Genomic DNA, 18,550 nt, shown 5'->3' with positions numbered 1-18,550 from the left:
GCGCCTTTTAAATCCGGTGTAATGTCCCGTTCGGTTCTGCCAGTGGCCACCGCGTACCTGAAAACCTGCCCCACGATCTGTAAAACCCTGTGCGCTGTCTCAATAGTGCCCCGATCTTCAACACGTCTTAAGCACTCCAATATGGCCATAGGATTAATATCGGTAATGGGTGTATTGCCAAGCCACGGGAAAATGTTCCGTTCTAACATGCGCTTTGATCGGTTGTTCTTATCCGCCCATGTATCAACTTTCTTCAATCCCCATTCACGGGCTATTACTTCAAAGCTGTTTGTTGCGCTGGCTGCTTTCGATGATTTAACGGCTTTCCGGTTCTCGCTTGGGTCTATACCGTCAGCAATTTGTTTTTTGACGGTATCAAGTTTTTCACGGGCTTGTTTTAAAGTAACGTCTGGATAGACACCCAAGGCCAATGTTTTTCGATTGCCGTCAAAGCGGTAATCCAGCCGAAAGTATTTTGATCCGTTCGGATGTACCAATAAATACATGCCGTTGTTATCTGTCAGTTTGTATTGTTTATCAGTGGGTTTAGCGTTCTTTATGGCGGTATCGGTTATGCTCATGACGGTATAAGGTTGTAGTGGGGGAGGTTGTACCGTCATTTATACCGTCAATAATATTGGATGTAAACGAATATCGTTGTACTTCATTGGACATAAAAAAACCCTTAAAGCCAGAAGCTGAAAGGGTTTTTGTACTTCGTTGAATCTCTTCGAATCTTCATTTGGTGGAGGCGGCGGGAATTGAACCCGCGTCCGCAAGCACTCTGCCACAAGGTCTACATGCTTATCTCGTTCTTTTAGTTTAACCGATGACTACCCGACGAGCCAAGAAAATCACCAGCGATTCCGTAAGGTTTTTGCGCATCCACACCGGACAGATTTCAGCGCGATCTTATGTATATGACCTCTGAGCGTTCCGCTACCCTAAGGCTTAAGAACTCCACCCGCATAAGCACAGATGGTCAAAGGAATGGTGCTGTGTTTAAGCAGCTAATGCCATTGAGTAGTTTTCGTCATTTGCGAATACTTTTTTTCTGTAGATTTTACGAGGTGTACAGTCCTCGGCATGCACTCAAGGTTTTGCTACCCACGTCGAAGCCATGTCGCCCCCTTGGGTTATGATTATAACCGAAAAATAATGACTGGCCATGATATTTCAAAATATTTTTGGCTACCCGCTAAAACACAATAATGCACACTAAGTTGTTTTGCTTTTCGGAATTACCTTAAAGAGCCACCGTGTCCCACTACATTGCAAAAATGTACCCACGGTTTTTTCAGGATAATAAACCTTACTCGATTGAATGACGTATCATGTTGGGCTAATTAACTGTGCCCAAACTCTATGTTTTCTCTCTATAGTTCCCATAAAACTGAAACGCTGTTGGCCAATTTAGTCACGGTAATTAAAGATCAGCCCTTATCATCACTTTTTGAAAAAGAAGTGTTCCTGGTTCAGCAGCCAAGTATGGAACGCTGGTTATCGCAACAACTGGCCAGCCAGTTGAAGGTATGGGGAAATTATCAGTTTTTAGTGGGTGATAAATTCTTTAATACGATGGTCCAAAAAATAAACAGCCGCTTAAATGATGCTGTATTTGATCGCGATGCCCTGTTGTGGCGTATTGAAAACCTATTACGTGATGATCTTCACGGAAGCCAATTTAACGCAATAACCCAGTATTTAGCTGGCGAAAATACCGCGTTAAAACGTTATCAATTGGCGCGTAAACTGGCACAGATTTTTGATCAATATCAAATATTGCGCCCGGATATGATGGCTGCATGGCAACAAAACCAATTGCTGTATGACAATGAAACCGAGCGCTGGCAAAAGGCGCTTTGGCAACGTATTTCGGTACAGCTAGGCGAGCAAGATAAAGGCATGTTATGGCGCAATGTTATCGCCAAGCTTAATGATGCTGAAGCAGGAAAATTTACTCCGCACTTACCGGAACGCATTTTTATTTTCGGCATTCATCATCTGGCACCGGTCATGCTGGATTTTTTTCAAGCCTTATCCCGTCATTGCCCGCTGCATTTTTTCTTGTTCAACCCAATGTCGAATGTAGCTGATCAAGCCCATAGTTTGCGGCATTTGCAACATCCTTTGTTAACTAGCTTGGGTCAGCAAGGTTATGAATTTCAGGAGATGTTGTTAGAACGGGGTTTGCTTAACAATGAGTTAGGCAATAGCACAAACACAGAAAGTACCAAAAATATTTTGCAGCAGTTACAAAACGATATTTTGAGCCCCGCGTACTGCGCACAAAAGCTCGCTAAAGATGATTCTATCTGTATTCATGCCTGCCATTCGCGGATGCGTGAAGTGGAGGTGTTAAAAAATCAGTTGCTTAAATGTTTGGAGCAAGATGCCGCCTTGGAGCTGCGTGACATTATTGTCATGTCGCCGGATATTAAGCACTATGCGCCGTTTATTTCTGCGGTATTTGGCGATATTCAACATATTGTCGCTGATAGCGCATCGTTAGCTCATCATGCGTTTAATGCCTTTATTGATTTTTTGCAGTTAAGTCAGGGTCGGTTTGGTTGGAAAGCTGTGCTGGATTTATTGGAGCGGCCCATAATTTATCCGGGCTTTGATCTATCTGATAGCGATCTGGACTTAATTAAGCACTGGTTGCAAGATACCCGCGTGCGTTGGGGGCAATCCGCTGAACACAAGCAGGAACTGGGCGTGTTCGCCTGTGCTGAAAACACCTGGCAGGCAACGTTGGATAGGTTGTTAATGGGCTATGCGCTGGGCGAGGACAGTGAATTTGTTGATGGAATATTGCCTTATAAAGACATTGAAGGCTCGTCGGCACAGGCTTTAGGTGGGCTGCATGATTTTTTACAGTTGCTGTTTGATGCCAGTAGTCAGCTTAAGCAGTCGATGGCATTGGCCGATTGGGGCGCTGTGTTGTATGGCTACGCTGATCAGTTATTGATGGCATCTGAAGTGAGTGAGCGTCAACCACTTAATGACTGTTTGCTGGAATTATCCGCACTGGCGAGCGTGCATCATGAATGCGTTGATGTGCAGGTGGTTATTGCCTGGTTGCAAGATCGCCTGAATACGCTGTCGCAGCGTGATGCAGGGAGCGGCTTTTTACGTGGACAACTAACGTTTTGTTCGTTGCAATCTATACGCGGCATTCCGTTTAAAGTGATGGCTTTGTTGGGTATGAATGAAGGTGATTTTCCCCGTATCGATCAGCGCCCCACCTTCGATTTAATCGCACAACACACCCGCAAAGGCGATAACTTACAGCGATCTGAGGATCGTTATCAATTTTTGGATATTATATTGTCGGCAAGGCAGCAGCTAATTATTACTTATGTTGGGCAATCGATTAAACACAATAATCGTATTGCACCGGCTATTGTCGTTAGCGAGTTACTGGAGGTGTTACGCGATAGTTATCAACTTGCTGATCTTGTTGTTGACCATCCTTTGCATGCGTTTTCGGCGCGCTATTTTAAAGGTGAGGGCGATGTATACAGTTTTTCAGAAGCCGATTGTGCTACAGCGCTTGCCTTGTCTCAGCCTAGAGCCGATCGTGCCGTATGGTGGCAAGGCGCATTAATAACCCCTGAAGAAAATGTCATTGAGCTGACTGATGTATTCCGGTTTTTTCAGCATCCACAGCGATTTTTTGTGCAACGGCAATTAGCTGTGCGTTTGAATGGCATCGAGTCTGAGCCGGAAGAAAGCGAGGATTTTGTACTGGATACGCTGGATAAATACGGCAGTTTGAATCAGGGTATAAAGCAAGGCCTGCAAGGCAAATTGTTATCGGTAACTAAGTTGCAAGCACAAGGGCGCTGGTTATCGGGTGTAATGGGTGAGTTGGAAGCGCAGCGGCAAGGCGATATTATCGATAAGTTTGTTGGGCGCATCAATGCGCTGCAACTGGGTGAAAAAGTCGATGATGTACCGGTTGACATTAATGTAGGCGATTATCGTCTAGTGGGTACACTGGGCAATGGCTACGAAAATGGCAGTTTGTTTTACCGCTACGCCGCCTTGAAAGGTAAAGATTTTATGGGCGCAGTCTTACATCATTTAATTATCAATCGATTGCAGCCACAAACCACGATTTTGCTCAGTGCCGATGACGATATTGTGTTGTTGCCCGAATATTGTCAAGACAGTTACTTAGAAGTGTTGATTGATCTTTATCAGCAAGGTCTGCAACGTCCTGATGTTTTTTTTGTAGAAGCGGCCTTAGCTTACGTACAGCAAGCCAGTAAATTCAGCGCTAATGCCGATGAGCAAGCGTTGGAAAAGGCTAAGGCGCAACTGGCTAAAGCCATTAATCAACCTCATGAGCTAGCACTTAAGCGTTTATATGGCGCGGTGACCGACCTAGATGCTCTTTTAGGCGCAGCATTTGAGCAATCTTGCAGAGTCGTTCTATTACCGTTATGGCAAGTTACGCATCAAAATGATTCATGAGTAGAGATGCAATATCTACGGAATAAATCAGGAAAACACTTCCGCCAAGAAATTTTGCATGGCCAACCAGGAGCGTCTATTAGCATTGGCCTGGAAATAAAAGCCACTGTCCCGGTCATTCAGTGCCGGATTAGTAAAGGCATGGCCGGTATTGCCATAGGCGTGTAATTGCCAATCAGCATCGGCTGCGGTCATTTCCTGTTCAAATGCGGTAACATCCTCACGGGGTGCAAGTGGGTCGTCATTGCCGTGTAGTACCAGGACTTTGGCTTTAATAGGCTGGGTTTTGATGTCATCCGGTGCGTGCAACATACCGTGAAAACTCACTACCCCTTTGATATCAATGCCGGAGCGAGCCAAATCCAGGGCGCATAAGCCGCCAAAACAAAATCCGATAGCGGCCATAGCGTGGCCATCTACCCATGGCATTATTTTTGCGTTGCGGTAGGCGGCCATGAGCCGTCGTTTCAGTAGCAATCTATCGTCTATAAAAGGTTGCATCAGCGCAGCGTTTTCTTCAGGGCTAGATCCTAAAACACCTTTACCATAGAGATCAACAGCAATGCCCACGTAACCCAGTTCGGCAATCTGTATGGCTTTTTTAGCGACAAAACCATCACGGCCAGACCAGGTAGGGTGGATTAGCACCGCAGGTCGGTAATCGGTCAAGGAATCATCGTAGGCAACAAGCGCCTCTAATAAGGTTTCGCCGTCGCGGTAATTTGCTGTAGTTGTAATGATTGCCATAGTGTTCTCTGTGCTCGCCGGAGGTGGATTTATTTTACACGAGTTGTTTTTTTTACGTGGGCTAAAAATCCCAAAGAAGCTGCTTCAATCATATCAAGGACTTTTTCAAAGCCGTATTTGCCGCCGTAGTAAGGGTCAGGCACTTCGCGCGTGCCCAATTGCGGTGCATAATCAAGAAAGTATTGGACTTTATTTTTATGAGGTTCTGGGCAAAGTGCCAGCAAATTAGCATGGTTTTCGGCATCCATTGCCAGAATAAAATCGAATTTTTCAAAATCATCTCGGTTGACTTTTCGGGCGCGCAAATGGCTTAGGATAACATCTCGATCACTGGCGGCTTTTTGGGAACGCAAATCCGGTGCATCCCCAATGTGGTAGGCATGTGTGCCTGCTGAATCAATCATAAAATGTTGGTCAACATGGTGGTCTTTAATGAGTTTGGCAAAGACACCTTCGGCGGTAGGGGATCTGCAAATATTACCCATGCAGACGAAAAGCACGTTAGTTGTTGTCATGTTATTTTAATGCTAAAAATAGCTAAGGTATCGAAGTAACGCATTGTAACGCCAGTGCATTAAAAATGGACAGTGCCGGCTCAGAAAAAATCAATATGTAATGTTTGTTATCGGTCGGCGTAAACTAGATGTTATTATTGGGCGTCGATTTTTAACCTTAATGTGAAATATATTATTATTGATCTATAATCATGTTTCTAATGTTAATTAATTTTTGGGTTGTAGTATGTCAGCCGTAATGGAAGAAAAAACGTTTCGTGGTTTACGCGAAGTTGCTGTGTTTGGTCTTGTGGCCGGCGCGGTGTTTTTTTTGATTTCTTTGGTCAGTTTTAATATTGAGGATGCCGGCTGGACACACAGTGGCAGCACGCAAATCGTTCGTAATGCGGGCGGAGTGTTGGGTGCGTGGCTGGCTGATTTTTGCCTTAGTTTTTTTGGATTGGTAGCGTATTTGTTTCCGGTGTTGTTTTTTTGGCATGGCTACCTGCTGTATAAGCAAAATAAAAAAACCAAGGGAAATATCTGGTTGGCATTGCCTTGGCTAGGATCGCTAATCTCGATTATCGCGGCAACCGCGTTGTTATCCTTGTATTTTCTGCGCATAGGTATAGAGCTACCTGACAGCACCGGCGGAATCATCGGACGTGAAGTTGGTGATGCCTTGTTAATTTTACTCGGCAACTCGGGTGCAACTTTACTGCTTATTGTCATATTGTTAGCCGGTGTGACCATGACGACAGGGTTATCCTGGGTTATGTTCATTGATTTTATTGGCCGATATTCTTTATCGGTGTGTCGTACCGGTGGTGGCGCCGCTAAAACGTTTTGGCAGCAGCATTTACAAATGCCTGTTCGTGCCACACCACCTCCGGTTAAACAAGAAAAACCGGCAAAAAAAGCCAGCCCAAAAATGTCAATACTGTCGACCATTACCCCGCCGCGTGTTGAGCAGTTTGTGGAAAAATTGGTCGCTAAATCGACAGCAGCCGTCGCAACAAAAGTGACCATAGAAAAAAACAGCGGTGTTAAGCCTTTAAAAAATCCGGTTCGGGCCAAATTTAATGATGGTCAGTCGGTATTGCCTTCCCTGGAGTTGCTGGACCATCGCGATACCCGCGTTAAAGGCTATACACAAGCTGAACTTGAGGATATGTCGCGTTTGGTTGAGGCTATTCTTGCCGATTTTAATGTAGCAGTAACCGTGGTGGGTTTTCATCCAGGACCTGTGATTACCCGGTTTGAATTACAGCCTGCCGCAGGCGTTAAGGTTAGTAGAATCAGTACCTTGTCTAAGGATTTGGCGCGGGCGTTGTTGGTAACCAGTGTACGTATCGTTGAGATTATTCCGGGCAAATCGGTTGTGGGTCTGGAAATCCCTAATCGCGAGCGGGAAATGGTGACTTTGCGCGAATTGTTGGTTTCTGCACCGTTTGAAAAAGCAAAATCGTTGTTAACGTTGGCGATGGGCAAAGATATTTCTGGTATACCGATGGTGGCTGATCTGAGCAAGATGCCCCATGCGCTGGTTGCCGGTACTACCGGTTCTGGTAAATCCGTCGCTATTAATACCATGATTTTGAGCTTGCTGTATAAGGCTACGCCAGAACAAGTGCGTATGATTATGATAGACCCGAAAATGTTGGAATTATCGGTGTATGAAGGTATTCCGCATTTGTTAACGCCTGTCGTTACTGATATGAAAGAGGCCAGTAATGCCTTGCGCTGGGCAGTGGGCGAAATGGAACGGCGTTATAAGCTGATGTCCAAAATGGGCGTTAGAAATCTGGCCGGTTTTAATGTTTTAATTGAAGAAGCGGCAGCACGCGGTGAAGCGATCCGCGATCCCATGTTTCAAATGGTTAACCCGTTAGAAGATGGCGAGGATTACCCTACTTTATCAACATTACCCAGCATTGTTATTGTCATCGACGAATTAGCCGATATGATGATGATTGTTGGTAAAAAAGTGGAAGAGCTGATTGCCCGTTTAGCGCAAAAGGCCAGAGCCGCCGGGATACATTTAATATTGGCCACACAGCGGCCATCAGTAGATGTGTTAACTGGCTTGATTAAAGCTAACGTACCAACGCGTATTTCCTTTCAGGTGTCATCGCGTATTGATTCACGTACTATTTTGGATCAGGGCGGTGCGGAAGCTTTATTGGGTAACGGTGATATGTTGTTTTTGCCTTCGGGGACGAGTATACCCATACGCGCGCATGGTGCGTTTGTTGATGACCATGAAGTTCACCGCGTGGTTGAGTTTTTAAAACAAACTGCGCCACCTAATTATCTGGAAGCTATTACCCGTGAAGCCTCTGACAGTAATGACGGTTTTAGTGCGGGTGGTAGTTTTAGCGGTGGTGGTTCGGAAGGCGAGTCGTTATATGATCAGGCGGTGGCTTTTGTTACCGAGACCCGTAAAGCGTCTATATCCAGTGTTCAACGCAAATTTAAAATTGGTTATAACCGTGCGGCGACCATGATTGAAGAAATGGAGGCGGCCGGTGTTGTCAGCGGTGCTGAGTCTAATGGTTCACGTGTGGTGCTGGCTCCAGCGCCGGTTAGGGATTAATGATTTAACATTATTCCTAAATGCGGCGATATAAGCTAATGAATGGCTACCAATTTAAGACGGGACATCCGTTCGCGCTTAGCTTGTCGAAGGGTTTGTTGTTCATGGTTCGACAATTTCACCACGAACGGCTTTTTAAAGTGTCCCGTCTTGGTAGCTAAAATAATTAGTTAAACTTAAACAAGGTATAAAAATTCTCAGTGGATAAATCCGCGATTTTATTCACTGTAGTGCCGCGTAGTTCTGCAATATGTTCAGCAACATAGCGCACATAGGTAGGATAGTTGGTTCTGCCTCGAAACGGTACAGGTGCCAAATACGGCGAGTCCGTTTCAATTAAAAAACGATCTGCCGGCATTCTTTTTGCCGTGTCTTTAATTTCTTTGGCATTGTTAAACGTGACAATACCGGAAAAAGAAATATAAAAATTCAAATCCATGGCTTTTTGGGCAAACGCCCAGTCTTCGGTAAAACAATGAATGATACCGCCCACTTCACCGGCATTTTCTTCAGCAAGAATTCTTAAGGTATCTTCTTTGGCTTCGCGGGTATGGATAATAAGCGGTTTTTTTAGTAGTTTAGCCGCACGGATATGGTTTCTAAAGCGTTGCTGTTGCCACTCTAAATCGCCCTCACTACGAAAATAATCCAGTCCGGTTTCTCCTATGCCAATCACCCGTTTATTTTGTCCTAAACCAACCAGCTCATCAACGCTAGGATCATGGCAATCCTGAGTATTAGGGTGTACGCCAACGGTTGCCGATATTTGCGGGAAACCGTCAATTAAATCCAGCATGGCGGGATAATTTTCAAGATCAATCGCAATGCACAGCAAGTGTTCAATTTTGCTGTGGGTGGCTTCGTCCATGAAGCATGAAAAATCATTTTGGTAAGGCGCCAGATCAATACGATCCAGATGGCAATGAGAGTCTATAAGCATTATAAGTTCAATAAGTTACATAGTGTGGGTGGAACGGTCGGAAGTCAGTGCGCCAGCCAAATAGTTTTCTATTTTATTACGCGCCATCCCTCCGTCTTGGTCGCTAAATTGGACGCCTACACCGCAGGCACGATAACTGCCTGAACCTACCGGTGTCTTCCAAATAATTTTACCGGCAATCGGTAAGCGTTCGGGTTCTTCCATGAGGTTAAGTAACATAAAGACCTCTTGGCCCATCTCATAGTCTCGGCTGGTGGGGATAAATAACCCGCCGTTGGCCACAAAAGGCATGTAAGCAGCGTATAGGGTGCTTTTGTCTTTTATTGCAAGGGATAGAATGCCTTGTCTGGGTGTTTGTTCTGCCATAGTTGCTTCTATTTAAGATTAAGATTTGACCAGCTGATTAAAATTTCTTCCAGCAGTAATTGTTTGTTAATTTGCGTAGTTATGCGTTGTTGGCTGAGAAGCAGCAAATCATATAAGCTATACAGACCTCTTAATTCTAGTTGTCCTGCAAGTTCTTGCAAGGCTTTACTTAAATCCGGATTGTATAAATATTCGGGTTGAACCGAATAAACGCATTTTATTAAGTCCATTACCCAGCTGATTAACCAAAATAATAACGCAGATTCCGGTGCACCAAGCCATTGTTCAGCAACGATTACCGGATGATTTTGGCGTTTTGCGATTGCTGTCCATTGCTTAAAGCATTCGCTGCGAATGGGAATATGTTGATCGGTAACAACCTGTTGCGCAAGTAATGGCGCACCTTTAGTCAAATTGCATAATACGTCAAGATCATCGTGGATGTTATTTTGTTTTAACCAGTCCAGCAGGGTGGATTTATCGGGCGCTGTAATAGTGAGTTTTTGACAGCGACTGATAATGGTGGCCGGTAAACGACTGGGCTTATCGGTAATCAAAATCATACAGGTACGCTCGTTAGGTTCTTCCAAACACTTCAGAAAGGCATTCGCGGCGGCGTTATTCATTGCATCAGCAGGGTTGATAATTACCATCCGATAGCGTTCAAATTGAGGTTTTAAACTCAGCTTGACTATTAAATTTCGAATCTGGGCAATGGTGATATTTTTTCCGGTTTCTTCAGGTACAACGTGCAAAAGATCAGGGTGTGTTCCCGCGTTAATCAATAAGCAACTTTGGCAGTGTCCGCAAGCGCGGCCATCATTGTCAGTTGTTTTGCACAGCAGAGCAGCAGCATATTGATCGGCTAATTGCTGCTTGCCAAGACCCTTATTACCCATAAACAGTAACGCTTGTGGGATGCGATTTTGCTGCACATAACGCTGTAAATGCGCCCAGTTTTGCTGTTGCCAAGGTAATATTGGCATTGATGTATTCATGTTGGTAGCAGTTCGTCAATTATTGTAATAAGTGCTTGTTGCACTGCTAATAACGATTGCTGTGCATCAATGATTTTGATACGTTTAGCATCTTGCTGGGCGCGTGTTAAGTAAGCTTGTCTCACCTGTTCAAAAAAATTGAGTTTTTCTGCTTCAAAACGATCTGCTTTTCCGCCTCTTTGCGCTGCACGCGTCATGCCGACTTCTACAGGAGCGTCAAATAATAACGTTAAATGCGGTCTTAATTCACCTTGTACACACTGTTCCAGCCAGGCGATGGTATCTGTGTTTATGCCACGTCCTCCGCCTTGATAAGCATAGCTGGCATCGGTAAAGCGATCACATAATACCCAGTGGCCTTGTGCTAAAGCGGGTTTGATAACGTGCGTGATATGCTGCGAGCGTGCGGCGAACATTAGCAATAACTCGGTGTGTTCGGAGAGGTTTTCACCCTCGGTATTAAGCAGTAACTGGCGTATTTTTTCCGCAAGTGGCGTGCCGCCGGGTTCACGGGTGCTGACAACCTTAATGTTACGGCGTTGTAGATAATCTTGTATAAAGGGAAGATTGGTGGTTTTACCGAGCCCTTCGCCGCCTTCAAAAGTGATAAATTTCCCAGGTAGCACAGTCAATTTTTGTTCCTTTGGTGAGTATCTACCGCTGAATTATGGTCTTTTAGCGATGCTGAAAAAATATGTGTACCTGAATTATCGCTACGCGCTACAAAATACAAACTGTCACCGGCTTCAGGGTGCAGAGCCGCCGCTATGGCATCACGACCAGGTAAAGCAATCGGCGTAGGCGGCAGGCCTTTTATGGTGTAGGTATTATAAAGCGTTGCGGTATGTAGGTCTTTAAGGGTTATATTACCTTTATAATTATCGCCCATACCGTAGATGACGGTTGGATCGGTTTGCAGCATCATACCTGTTTTAAGCCTGCGGGTAAAAACACCGGCAATCGTTGGTCTTTCAGTTTTTGCACCGGTTTCTTTTTCGACGATGGAGGCAAGAATCAGCGCTTCATACGGCGATTTTAGCGGCAAATCGGCTGCTTTATTATTCCATTCTTCAGCCAATACAATTTGCATTCTATCGTAAGCACGCTTGAGCAAAGCAATATCGGTGGTATTTTTTTCAAAGAAATAGGTATCAGGAAAAAATAATCCTTCAGGATGCTGGGTCGTCGCGCCTAATGTCGACATTAAGTTAGGGTAATCGATTGTGTTATCAGCCAAGGTGTGTTCAAGATTGGGGTTTTTAGCGATTTCCTGCAAAATTTCTTTAAATGCCCAACCTTCAGGGAACGTGATGGAATACTGCCGCGGTTTTCCTGTTACCAGTACGGCCAACAGTTCCGGTACTGTCATGCCACCTTTAAGGTCGTATTCACCGATTTTAATTTTTGTAGTCGCTTTTTGTTGCAAGGCAATAATTTTAAACCACAGGGGTGTAATATTGACATTTTTGGCGATTAATTTACGGGTTATCGTGTCAAAAGAATCACCTTTTTTTATTTCGATAGTGATTTGCTCACCTGGAATTACCTGCGCCTGCCTTGCATTTTGGTAGGTCGTCCAGGACCATGTACCCGTAATGGTTAACAGCAGTAATAGGCCCACTAAAATTTTATAACGCATGGTCGTCCTGTTGTTTTTTGAATTGATCCAGCCAAATTTGCAGTTGTTGGGTTAACGAACCTATTGGATAGGAATGTGTTTCAAGTTGTTTGACCGGCCATATACCGATGATGGAGTTGGTAATGAAAATTTCATCAGCTGACAATAACACCTCTGTAAAAAATAAATGTTCCGATATAGCAAGGTGGTTGCGGTGAGCCAGCTCAATAATAATGCCACGAATAATGCCAGCAATACCGGAATGACACAATATCGGCGTATGTAACGTCCCGTCTTTAACAAAGAAAATATTGCTCATGGTGCCTTCGATAATATGCCCGTTAATATCCAGCATAAAACCTTCCTGGATATCAGGATCGTGCCATTCGGCACGCGCCATCACCTGTTCCAGACGATTTAAGTGTTTAATACCTGCTAATAATGGATTTAAACCAACACGGGTTTGGCAAATACGCGCGCTAATACCTTGCTTGGCATAGTCTTGAGGGTAATGAGGCCAGGGATGCACGCTGATGATGCGGGTAGGTTCAATGCTGTCGGGTTGACGGTAGCCTCGTCCGCCAGAACCTCGGGTGATGATGATTTTAAGGATGCAGTCCCCCGTATTTTCCGGGGATGTGTTGAATTTGTTGCACAATGCTGTTATTTCAAAACGCAGAACTTCAAGGCTAGGGGCGGGGATGTGTAGCTTTAAACAGCCTTGATACAGGCGATTTATATGTTGGTCGAGAAATACGGCTTGTCCGCGCCTAACTTCTATGGTTTCAAATAATCCATCGCCATACTGAAAGCCACGATCGGTAACTGGAATATGTGTCTTGTATTCACCGTTTACCAGAATCATGGCGAGCAGAGGGGTTGAGCATTAGAGGTAACGTTTAAATATTAACGTTCCGTTAGTACCACCAAAGCCAAAGGAATTGGACATGGCAATATCTATTTTCATATTTCTGGCGACATTGGGTACATAGTCCAAATCGCATTCAGGATCTGGATTGTCCAAATTAATAGTCGGTGGTGCAACCTGGTCTTGAATACTTAATACCGACAATACTGCTTCAATACCACCCGCTGCGCCCAACATGTGGCCGAGCATGGATTTTGTTGAACTGACGGCAACTTTATAAGCGTGTTCACCTAAGGCCGCTTTCATGGCCTGTGTTTCGCCAATATCGCCAGCAGGTGTTGAGGTGCCGTGCGCATTGATGTAATCAATAGCGTCTGCATTGAGCCCCGCATCACGCAAGGCATTGCGCATACAACGTGCTGCACCTTCACCGCCTGGGGCAGGGCTGGTCATGTGGTAAGCATCGCCACTCATGGCGTAACCAATGACTTCGGCATAAATTTGTGCACCACGGGCTTTAGCATGCTCGAGTTCTTCTAGCACCACAACCCCTGCGCCATCACTTAATACAAAGCCATCCCGATCTTTATCCCAAGGCCTGCTTGCCGCTTGCGGATCATTATTACGGCGTGACAAGGCTTTGGCTGAGGCAAAACCACCCATTGCGGTAGGTGATGATGTGCAGCGTTCTGCGCCGCCTGCAACCATAACGTCGGCGTCGCCGTATTGGATCATGCGCATGGCATCGCCAATATTATGGGTTCCCGTTGCACAGGCAGTAACAATCGCGAAATTCGGGCCTTTTAAGCCGTATTTGATCGACAAATTACCCGAAATCATGTTGATAATATTGCCAGGTACAAAAAATGGGGAAATTCTGCGTGGGCCACCTTTTTCATAAGTGGCATAACATTCTTCAATGCCGGTAATGCCGCCAATACCTGCCCCTATAGCCACACCAATACGCTCGGCATTGGCTTCGGTGACTTCAATGCCGGAGTCGTCAATCGCCTGACAGCCTGCTGCAATACCGTAGTGGATAAAACCATCCATACGTTTGGCGTCTTTATCAGGAATGTATTGGTTAATATCCAGATTTCTGATAACACCACCAAAGGTGCTTGCGAAAGGAGAAATATCAAAGGAGTCTATTGCGCTTATTCCGCTTTTGCCATTGATAATACCATCCCAAGTTTCTGCAACCGTATTAGCCAGTGGGGTGATTGCCCCCAATCCAGTTATTACAACTCGACGTTTACTCAATGTAGTGTACCGTAGGAAAAACAAATAAAAGAGAATGATAAAGAGGGTGTTACATAATAGTGGATGAAAAAATTTCATCCACTACTAATTCAGCTTAAGAAACGTGAGCCTTTACGTAATCAATAGCTTCTTGAACTGTGGTTATCTTTTCAGCCTCGTCGTCTGGAATTTCACATTCAAATTCTTCTTCAAGAGCCATGACAAGTTCAACGGTATCCAGTGAATCAGCACCAAGATCGTCAACAAAAGAGGACTCATTAGACATTTCTTCTGGTTTTACGCCTAATTGCTCTGAAACAATCTTTTTTACTCGTTCTTCAACATTACTCATAATTATTATCCTCAAACAATGTAAGCTCAATCAGTGGTTAGCGTGATACTCACAAGGGTATTGTAATTAGTTTTACTAGAAACCCCGTCTCTGGCAATCCCAGGCGGCGGGGGAATTATACTTGATATTGCAATAATGTCACAATATTAAGCCATGAACATACCACCGTTTACATGCAGGGTTTCACCTGTTATGTAAGCAGCGCCTTCAGAGGCTAAAAAAGAAACCGCGTGGGCAATTTCTTGTGCCTGCCCCAATCGAGCCAACGGAATGGACGCTAACAGCGTGTTTTTAATGTCATCACTGAGCTCTTTGGTCATATCGGTATCAATAAACCCGGGTGCTACCGTATTGACAGTAATATTACGGGAGCCGACTTCTTTGGCCATGGATTTGCTAAAACCCACCATGCCGGCTTTAGCCGCTGCATAGTTAGCCTGACCTGCGTTGCCGGTTGCACCGACAACAGATGAAATATTAATAATTCGTCCGGTCTTGGCTTTCATCATGCCGCGCAGCACGGCTTTGCTCATACGGAACACCGATGTTAAATTGGTATTGATAATATCATCCCATTCATCGTCTTTCATGCGCAGGAGTAAGTTATCGCGGGTGATGCCGGCATTATTGACCAATACTGTCGGTGTACCAACGCTATCGGTAATGGTTTTGATGACTTGGGCAATCGATTCAGGATTTGAAACATCCAGCTTTAAACCGGTGCCGTTGTCGCCTAAATACGTTGAGATTGCCTCGGCGCCGCCGTCAGAAGTGGCGGTACCCACTACATAAAAACCGTCAGTGGCCAATTTTTCGGCGATTGCTCGGCCTATGCCACGGCTAGCGCCGGTTACTAAAGCGACTTGCTTAGTCATTAAGTTGCTCCATTACATTGTTTAAGGTGTCAGTATCATAAAAAGTGAAGTGTTCGGCTTCTTTGACGATGCGTTTATTAAGGCCAATCAACACTTTGCCAGGGCCACATTCAACAAAGCGGTTCACACCTTGTTCGGACATAAATTTAATGCTGTCAACCCAGCGAACCGGTTGATAAAGCTGTTGTTTTAATGCTAGGCGAATGCTTGCAGGGTCGCTGTGGGTAGCGACATCGACATTGTGTACCAACTGAATTTCAGGGGTACGAAAGGCGGTGTTTTGTAGATAGCTATCCAGCTTCTCTGCCGCAGGCAGCATTAAGGCACAATGCGACGGCACGCTCACGGGTAAAAGCACAGCACGTTTAGCGCCAGCAGCTTTAACGGCAAGCATGGCGCGTTCAACGGCGGCGACATTACCGGCAATAACCACTTGTCCGGGCGAATTAAAGTTAACGGCAGAAACCACTTCGTTTTCAGCGGCTATTACGCAAATTTCGATGACTTGTGTGTCATCCAGCCCTAAAATAGCCGCCATGGCACCGATGCCAGCGGGCACGGCTTCCTGCATCAACAATCCCCGTTGTGCAACCAGCTTGATGCCGTCTTCAAAAGACAGGGCGTTTGCACACACTAATGCCGTATATTCACCCAGGCTATGGCCTACAAACCAGGCGGGACGGAGTGTGCTTTGTTTGCACCAGACTTGCCATAGGGCAACGCCAGCCGCTAATAGGGCAGGTTGGGTGTTATGGGTTTGATTCAGTTCTTCCGCAGGGCCCTCTGAAACGAGTTGCCACAGATCTTTGCCTAAAACATCGGAGGCGACAGCAAAAAGCTGACGCACTTCAGGATGGCTATTGGCCAGCTCTGTTATCATGCCGACAGACTGGGATCCTTGGCCAGGGAAGAGGAAGGCTAGATTATTGAGTATTTGGGTCATGAGTTTGATTAATATCTGATTAGGGCGGAACCCCAGGTAAAACCTGCGCCAAAGGCTTCCAATAATACAATTTGCCCGCGTTGTATACGGCCATCACGCACGCCTTCGTCAAAGGCGAGCAGCACTGATGCAGACGAAGTGTTACCTTGGCCTTCAATCGTCACAATAACCTGATCCATCGACATGTTTAATTTTTTAGCGGTAGCAGCGAGAATACGAATATTTGCTTGGTGAGGCACTAACCAATCAACATCCGATTTTTGCAAATTATTGGCTTCCAATGTTTCATCCACAATACGACCTAAGGTGTTAACAGCCACTTTAAACACTTCGTTGCCGCGCATTTGAATAAAACCCGCTGCATCGGAATTTTCAGGGACTGCTGCTTGAGGATTTGGACAATAGAGTAGATCTTCATATTCACCGTCGGAATGAATATGAGTTGAAAGAATGCCGGGTTTATCAGTGGCTTCCAGCAAAACTGCGCCAGCACCATCACCGAATAAAATGCAAGTACCGCGATCTGTCCAGTCGGTAATCCGCGAGCACAGCTCAGTGCCGACCACCAGGATTTTTTGTGCGGCACCGGATTTAATATATTGGTCAGCAATGCTTAAGGCAAAGATAGCGCCAGAGCATGCCGCTTGTACATCAAAGGCAACACAGTTTTTAATGCCCAAGCGTTTTTGTAACAGGCATCCTGTACTCGGGTAAACACGATCGGGTGTGCCCGTGGTAACAATAATCATATCAATCTGTTCAGGATCGATTTGAGCGGCGGCAATCGCTTGTCTGGCAGCGGCTTCGGCCATGCTGGATGCTGTCTCATGGGATGCTGCAATCCGGCGGCTTTTGATGCCGGTGCGCTCAAAAATCCAGCTGTCAGAGGTGTCGACCATTTGCGAAATGTGCTCATTGGTGCGAACTTCTTCCGGCAAGTAACCCCCCGTGCCGATAACTCGTGCATAACGCTTCATGCGATTTTCCTTATCGCCAAGGTTTTTTCAATTTGTTCGCTAATTTTGCGTATCACGTCTTTTTTAATTTCAATTTCAGCTAGTTTTATGGCGGTTTTAAACGCCAAGCTGTCAGCGCCACCGTGGCTTTTAATCACCAACCCGCGCAAGCCTAGAAAACTGGCGCCATTGTATAGTCGTGGATCTATACGGTTTTTAAAAGATTTCAGCACAGGATAGGCAATTAATCCGACCAATTTGGTCAACAAGTTTTTTGAAAATGCCGCTTTCAATGCGGTACTGATCATTTTAGCGGCGCCTTCTATGGATTTAAGCGCAACATTGCCGACAAAGCCGTCAGCGACAATCAAGTCAACGGCAATAGTACCGGCGTTGAGAGAATTGCCTTCTACATAGCCGATATAATTTAAATGCGAGCCTTCCAGCAGTTTGGCGGCCGCTTTCACTTGCTCATTACCTTTGACATCTTCTTCGCCAATATTGAGCAAACCCACTTTTGGATTTTCAATATTTTCAACGGCCTTGACCAGTTCATTGCCCATGACGGCAAACTGAAACAAATGTTCGGCGGTGCAATCCACGTTGGCGCCTAGATCAAGGACATGGGTATGGCCTAAGGTAGACGGCAAGGTTGAAATAATCGCAGGGCGATCAACGCCGGGTATCATTTTTAAAACAAAACGGGCCGTAGCCATTAAAGCGCCGGTGTTACCTGCGCTGACACAGGCATCCGCCTGGCCGTCACGCACCAGATTGATAGCGACACGCATTGATGAATCTTTTTTGTTTTTTAACGCCTTAGAGGGCGACTCATCCATTTCCACGCGCTGGGAGGCATGCCGGATGATCAGCCGATCTTGATAGTCGTGGGGGAGTTGTGACAAATGTTGCTGGATAACTGTTTCATCACCCACCAAAATGAGCGTCAGTTCTGCGTTGTCTTTTAAGCAGTCCAGTGATGCGGGTATTGTCACTGCTGGGCCAAAATCCCCGCCCATTGCATCAATAGAAATTGTTAGGCTCACGCTTACGAATGACTCCTGAAGTATTTT

Annotated in this window: 17 protein-coding genes and 1 other RNA gene; 2 read left to right on the top strand and 16 right to left on the bottom strand. The window is 45.4% G+C overall.

Going from position 1 to position 18,550, the window contains the following annotated elements; translation table 11 throughout:
• On the bottom strand, positions 1–581 hold a 581-nt coding region (locus tag ACHZC4_RS09955; protein ID WP_394753684.1), incomplete at its 3' end, for a tyrosine-type recombinase/integrase.
• A 162-nt stretch (positions 582–743) separates the two neighbouring features.
• Positions 744–1,131: a transfer-messenger RNA gene (gene ssrA / locus ACHZC4_RS09950) on the bottom strand.
• 234 nt (positions 1,132–1,365) lie between these two features.
• Here ssrA and recC point away from each other — a divergent pair.
• Positions 1,366–4,482, top strand: coding sequence for an exodeoxyribonuclease V subunit gamma (recC, locus tag ACHZC4_RS09945; RefSeq protein WP_394753683.1), 3,117 nt, complete (start codon positions 1,366–1,368; stop codon positions 4,480–4,482).
• 27 nt (positions 4,483–4,509) lie between these two features.
• Here recC and ACHZC4_RS09940 read toward each other — a convergent pair whose 3' ends face one another.
• Positions 4,510–5,229, bottom strand: a complete 720-nt coding sequence (locus ACHZC4_RS09940) for a dienelactone hydrolase family protein (RefSeq protein WP_394753682.1) — start codon at positions 5,227–5,229, stop codon at positions 4,510–4,512.
• 29 nt (positions 5,230–5,258) lie between these two features.
• Positions 5,259–5,744: a low molecular weight protein-tyrosine-phosphatase gene (locus ACHZC4_RS09935; protein WP_394753681.1), complete on the bottom strand. Its 486-nt coding sequence runs from the start codon at positions 5,742–5,744 to the stop codon at positions 5,259–5,261.
• 226 nt (positions 5,745–5,970) lie between these two features.
• Here ACHZC4_RS09935 and ACHZC4_RS09930 point away from each other — a divergent pair, with 226 nt between their 5' ends.
• A complete protein-coding gene (locus ACHZC4_RS09930) occupies positions 5,971–8,319 on the top strand; it encodes a DNA translocase FtsK (RefSeq protein ID WP_394753680.1) in 2,349 nt (782 codons plus the stop codon).
• A 166-nt stretch (positions 8,320–8,485) separates the two neighbouring features.
• Here ACHZC4_RS09930 and ACHZC4_RS09925 read toward each other — a convergent pair whose 3' ends face one another.
• From ACHZC4_RS09925 to plsX, 12 genes are all read right to left on the bottom strand, one after another.
• Positions 8,486–9,259 (bottom strand): TatD family hydrolase, encoded by a 774-nt coding sequence (locus ACHZC4_RS09925; protein ID WP_394753679.1) that lies wholly within the window; start codon positions 9,257–9,259, stop codon positions 8,486–8,488.
• Positions 9,260–9,274: 15 nt separating this feature from the next.
• Positions 9,275–9,625: a PilZ domain-containing protein gene (locus ACHZC4_RS09920; RefSeq protein ID WP_394753678.1), complete on the bottom strand. Its 351-nt coding sequence runs from the start codon at positions 9,623–9,625 to the stop codon at positions 9,275–9,277.
• A gap of 8 nt (positions 9,626–9,633) precedes the next feature.
• On the bottom strand, positions 9,634–10,623 hold the full coding sequence (locus ACHZC4_RS09915) for a DNA polymerase III subunit delta' (RefSeq protein WP_394753677.1): 990 nt from the start codon (positions 10,621–10,623) through the stop codon (positions 9,634–9,636).
• Positions 10,620–11,249: a dTMP kinase gene (tmk, locus tag ACHZC4_RS09910; RefSeq protein WP_394753691.1), complete on the bottom strand. Its 630-nt coding sequence runs from the start codon at positions 11,247–11,249 to the stop codon at positions 10,620–10,622. Before tmk ends, ACHZC4_RS09915 begins: the two co-directional genes overlap by 4 nt.
• 2 nt (positions 11,250–11,251) lie before the next feature.
• Positions 11,252–12,262 (bottom strand): endolytic transglycosylase MltG, encoded by a 1,011-nt coding sequence (gene mltG, locus ACHZC4_RS09905; protein WP_394753676.1) that lies wholly within the window; start codon positions 12,260–12,262, stop codon positions 11,252–11,254.
• Positions 12,252–13,106, bottom strand: a complete 855-nt coding sequence (pabC, locus tag ACHZC4_RS09900; RefSeq protein WP_394753675.1) for an aminodeoxychorismate lyase — start codon at positions 13,104–13,106, stop codon at positions 12,252–12,254. The genes mltG and pabC overlap by 11 nt, the downstream gene beginning before the upstream one ends.
• 21 nt (positions 13,107–13,127) lie before the next feature.
• Complete coding sequence (gene fabF, locus ACHZC4_RS09895; protein WP_394753674.1) at positions 13,128–14,372, bottom strand: beta-ketoacyl-ACP synthase II; 1,245 nt, start codon at positions 14,370–14,372, stop codon at positions 13,128–13,130.
• 94 nt (positions 14,373–14,466) lie between these two features.
• Complete coding sequence (gene acpP, locus ACHZC4_RS09890; RefSeq protein WP_394753673.1) at positions 14,467–14,703, bottom strand: acyl carrier protein; 237 nt, start codon at positions 14,701–14,703, stop codon at positions 14,467–14,469.
• Between the two features lie 146 nt (positions 14,704–14,849).
• Positions 14,850–15,578, bottom strand: a complete 729-nt coding sequence (fabG, locus tag ACHZC4_RS09885) for a 3-oxoacyl-ACP reductase FabG (RefSeq protein WP_394753672.1) — start codon at positions 15,576–15,578, stop codon at positions 14,850–14,852.
• Complete coding sequence (gene fabD / locus ACHZC4_RS09880; protein WP_394753671.1) at positions 15,571–16,521, bottom strand: ACP S-malonyltransferase; 951 nt, start codon at positions 16,519–16,521, stop codon at positions 15,571–15,573. Before fabD ends, fabG begins: the two co-directional genes overlap by 8 nt.
• 8 nt (positions 16,522–16,529) lie before the next feature.
• A complete protein-coding gene (locus ACHZC4_RS09875) occupies positions 16,530–17,498 on the bottom strand; it encodes a beta-ketoacyl-ACP synthase III (protein WP_394753670.1) in 969 nt (322 codons plus the stop codon).
• Entirely contained in the window at positions 17,495–18,523 is a 1,029-nt protein-coding gene (plsX, locus tag ACHZC4_RS09870; RefSeq protein ID WP_394753669.1) for a phosphate acyltransferase PlsX, read from the bottom strand. Before plsX ends, ACHZC4_RS09875 begins: the two co-directional genes overlap by 4 nt.
• Positions 18,524–18,550 lie beyond the last annotated feature (27 nt).

The organism is Crenothrix sp. (genome assembly GCF_043729335.1).
Taxonomy (GTDB): Bacteria; Pseudomonadota; Gammaproteobacteria; order Methylococcales; family Methylomonadaceae; genus Crenothrix.
This window is presented reverse-complemented; position numbering and strand designations above follow the sequence as displayed.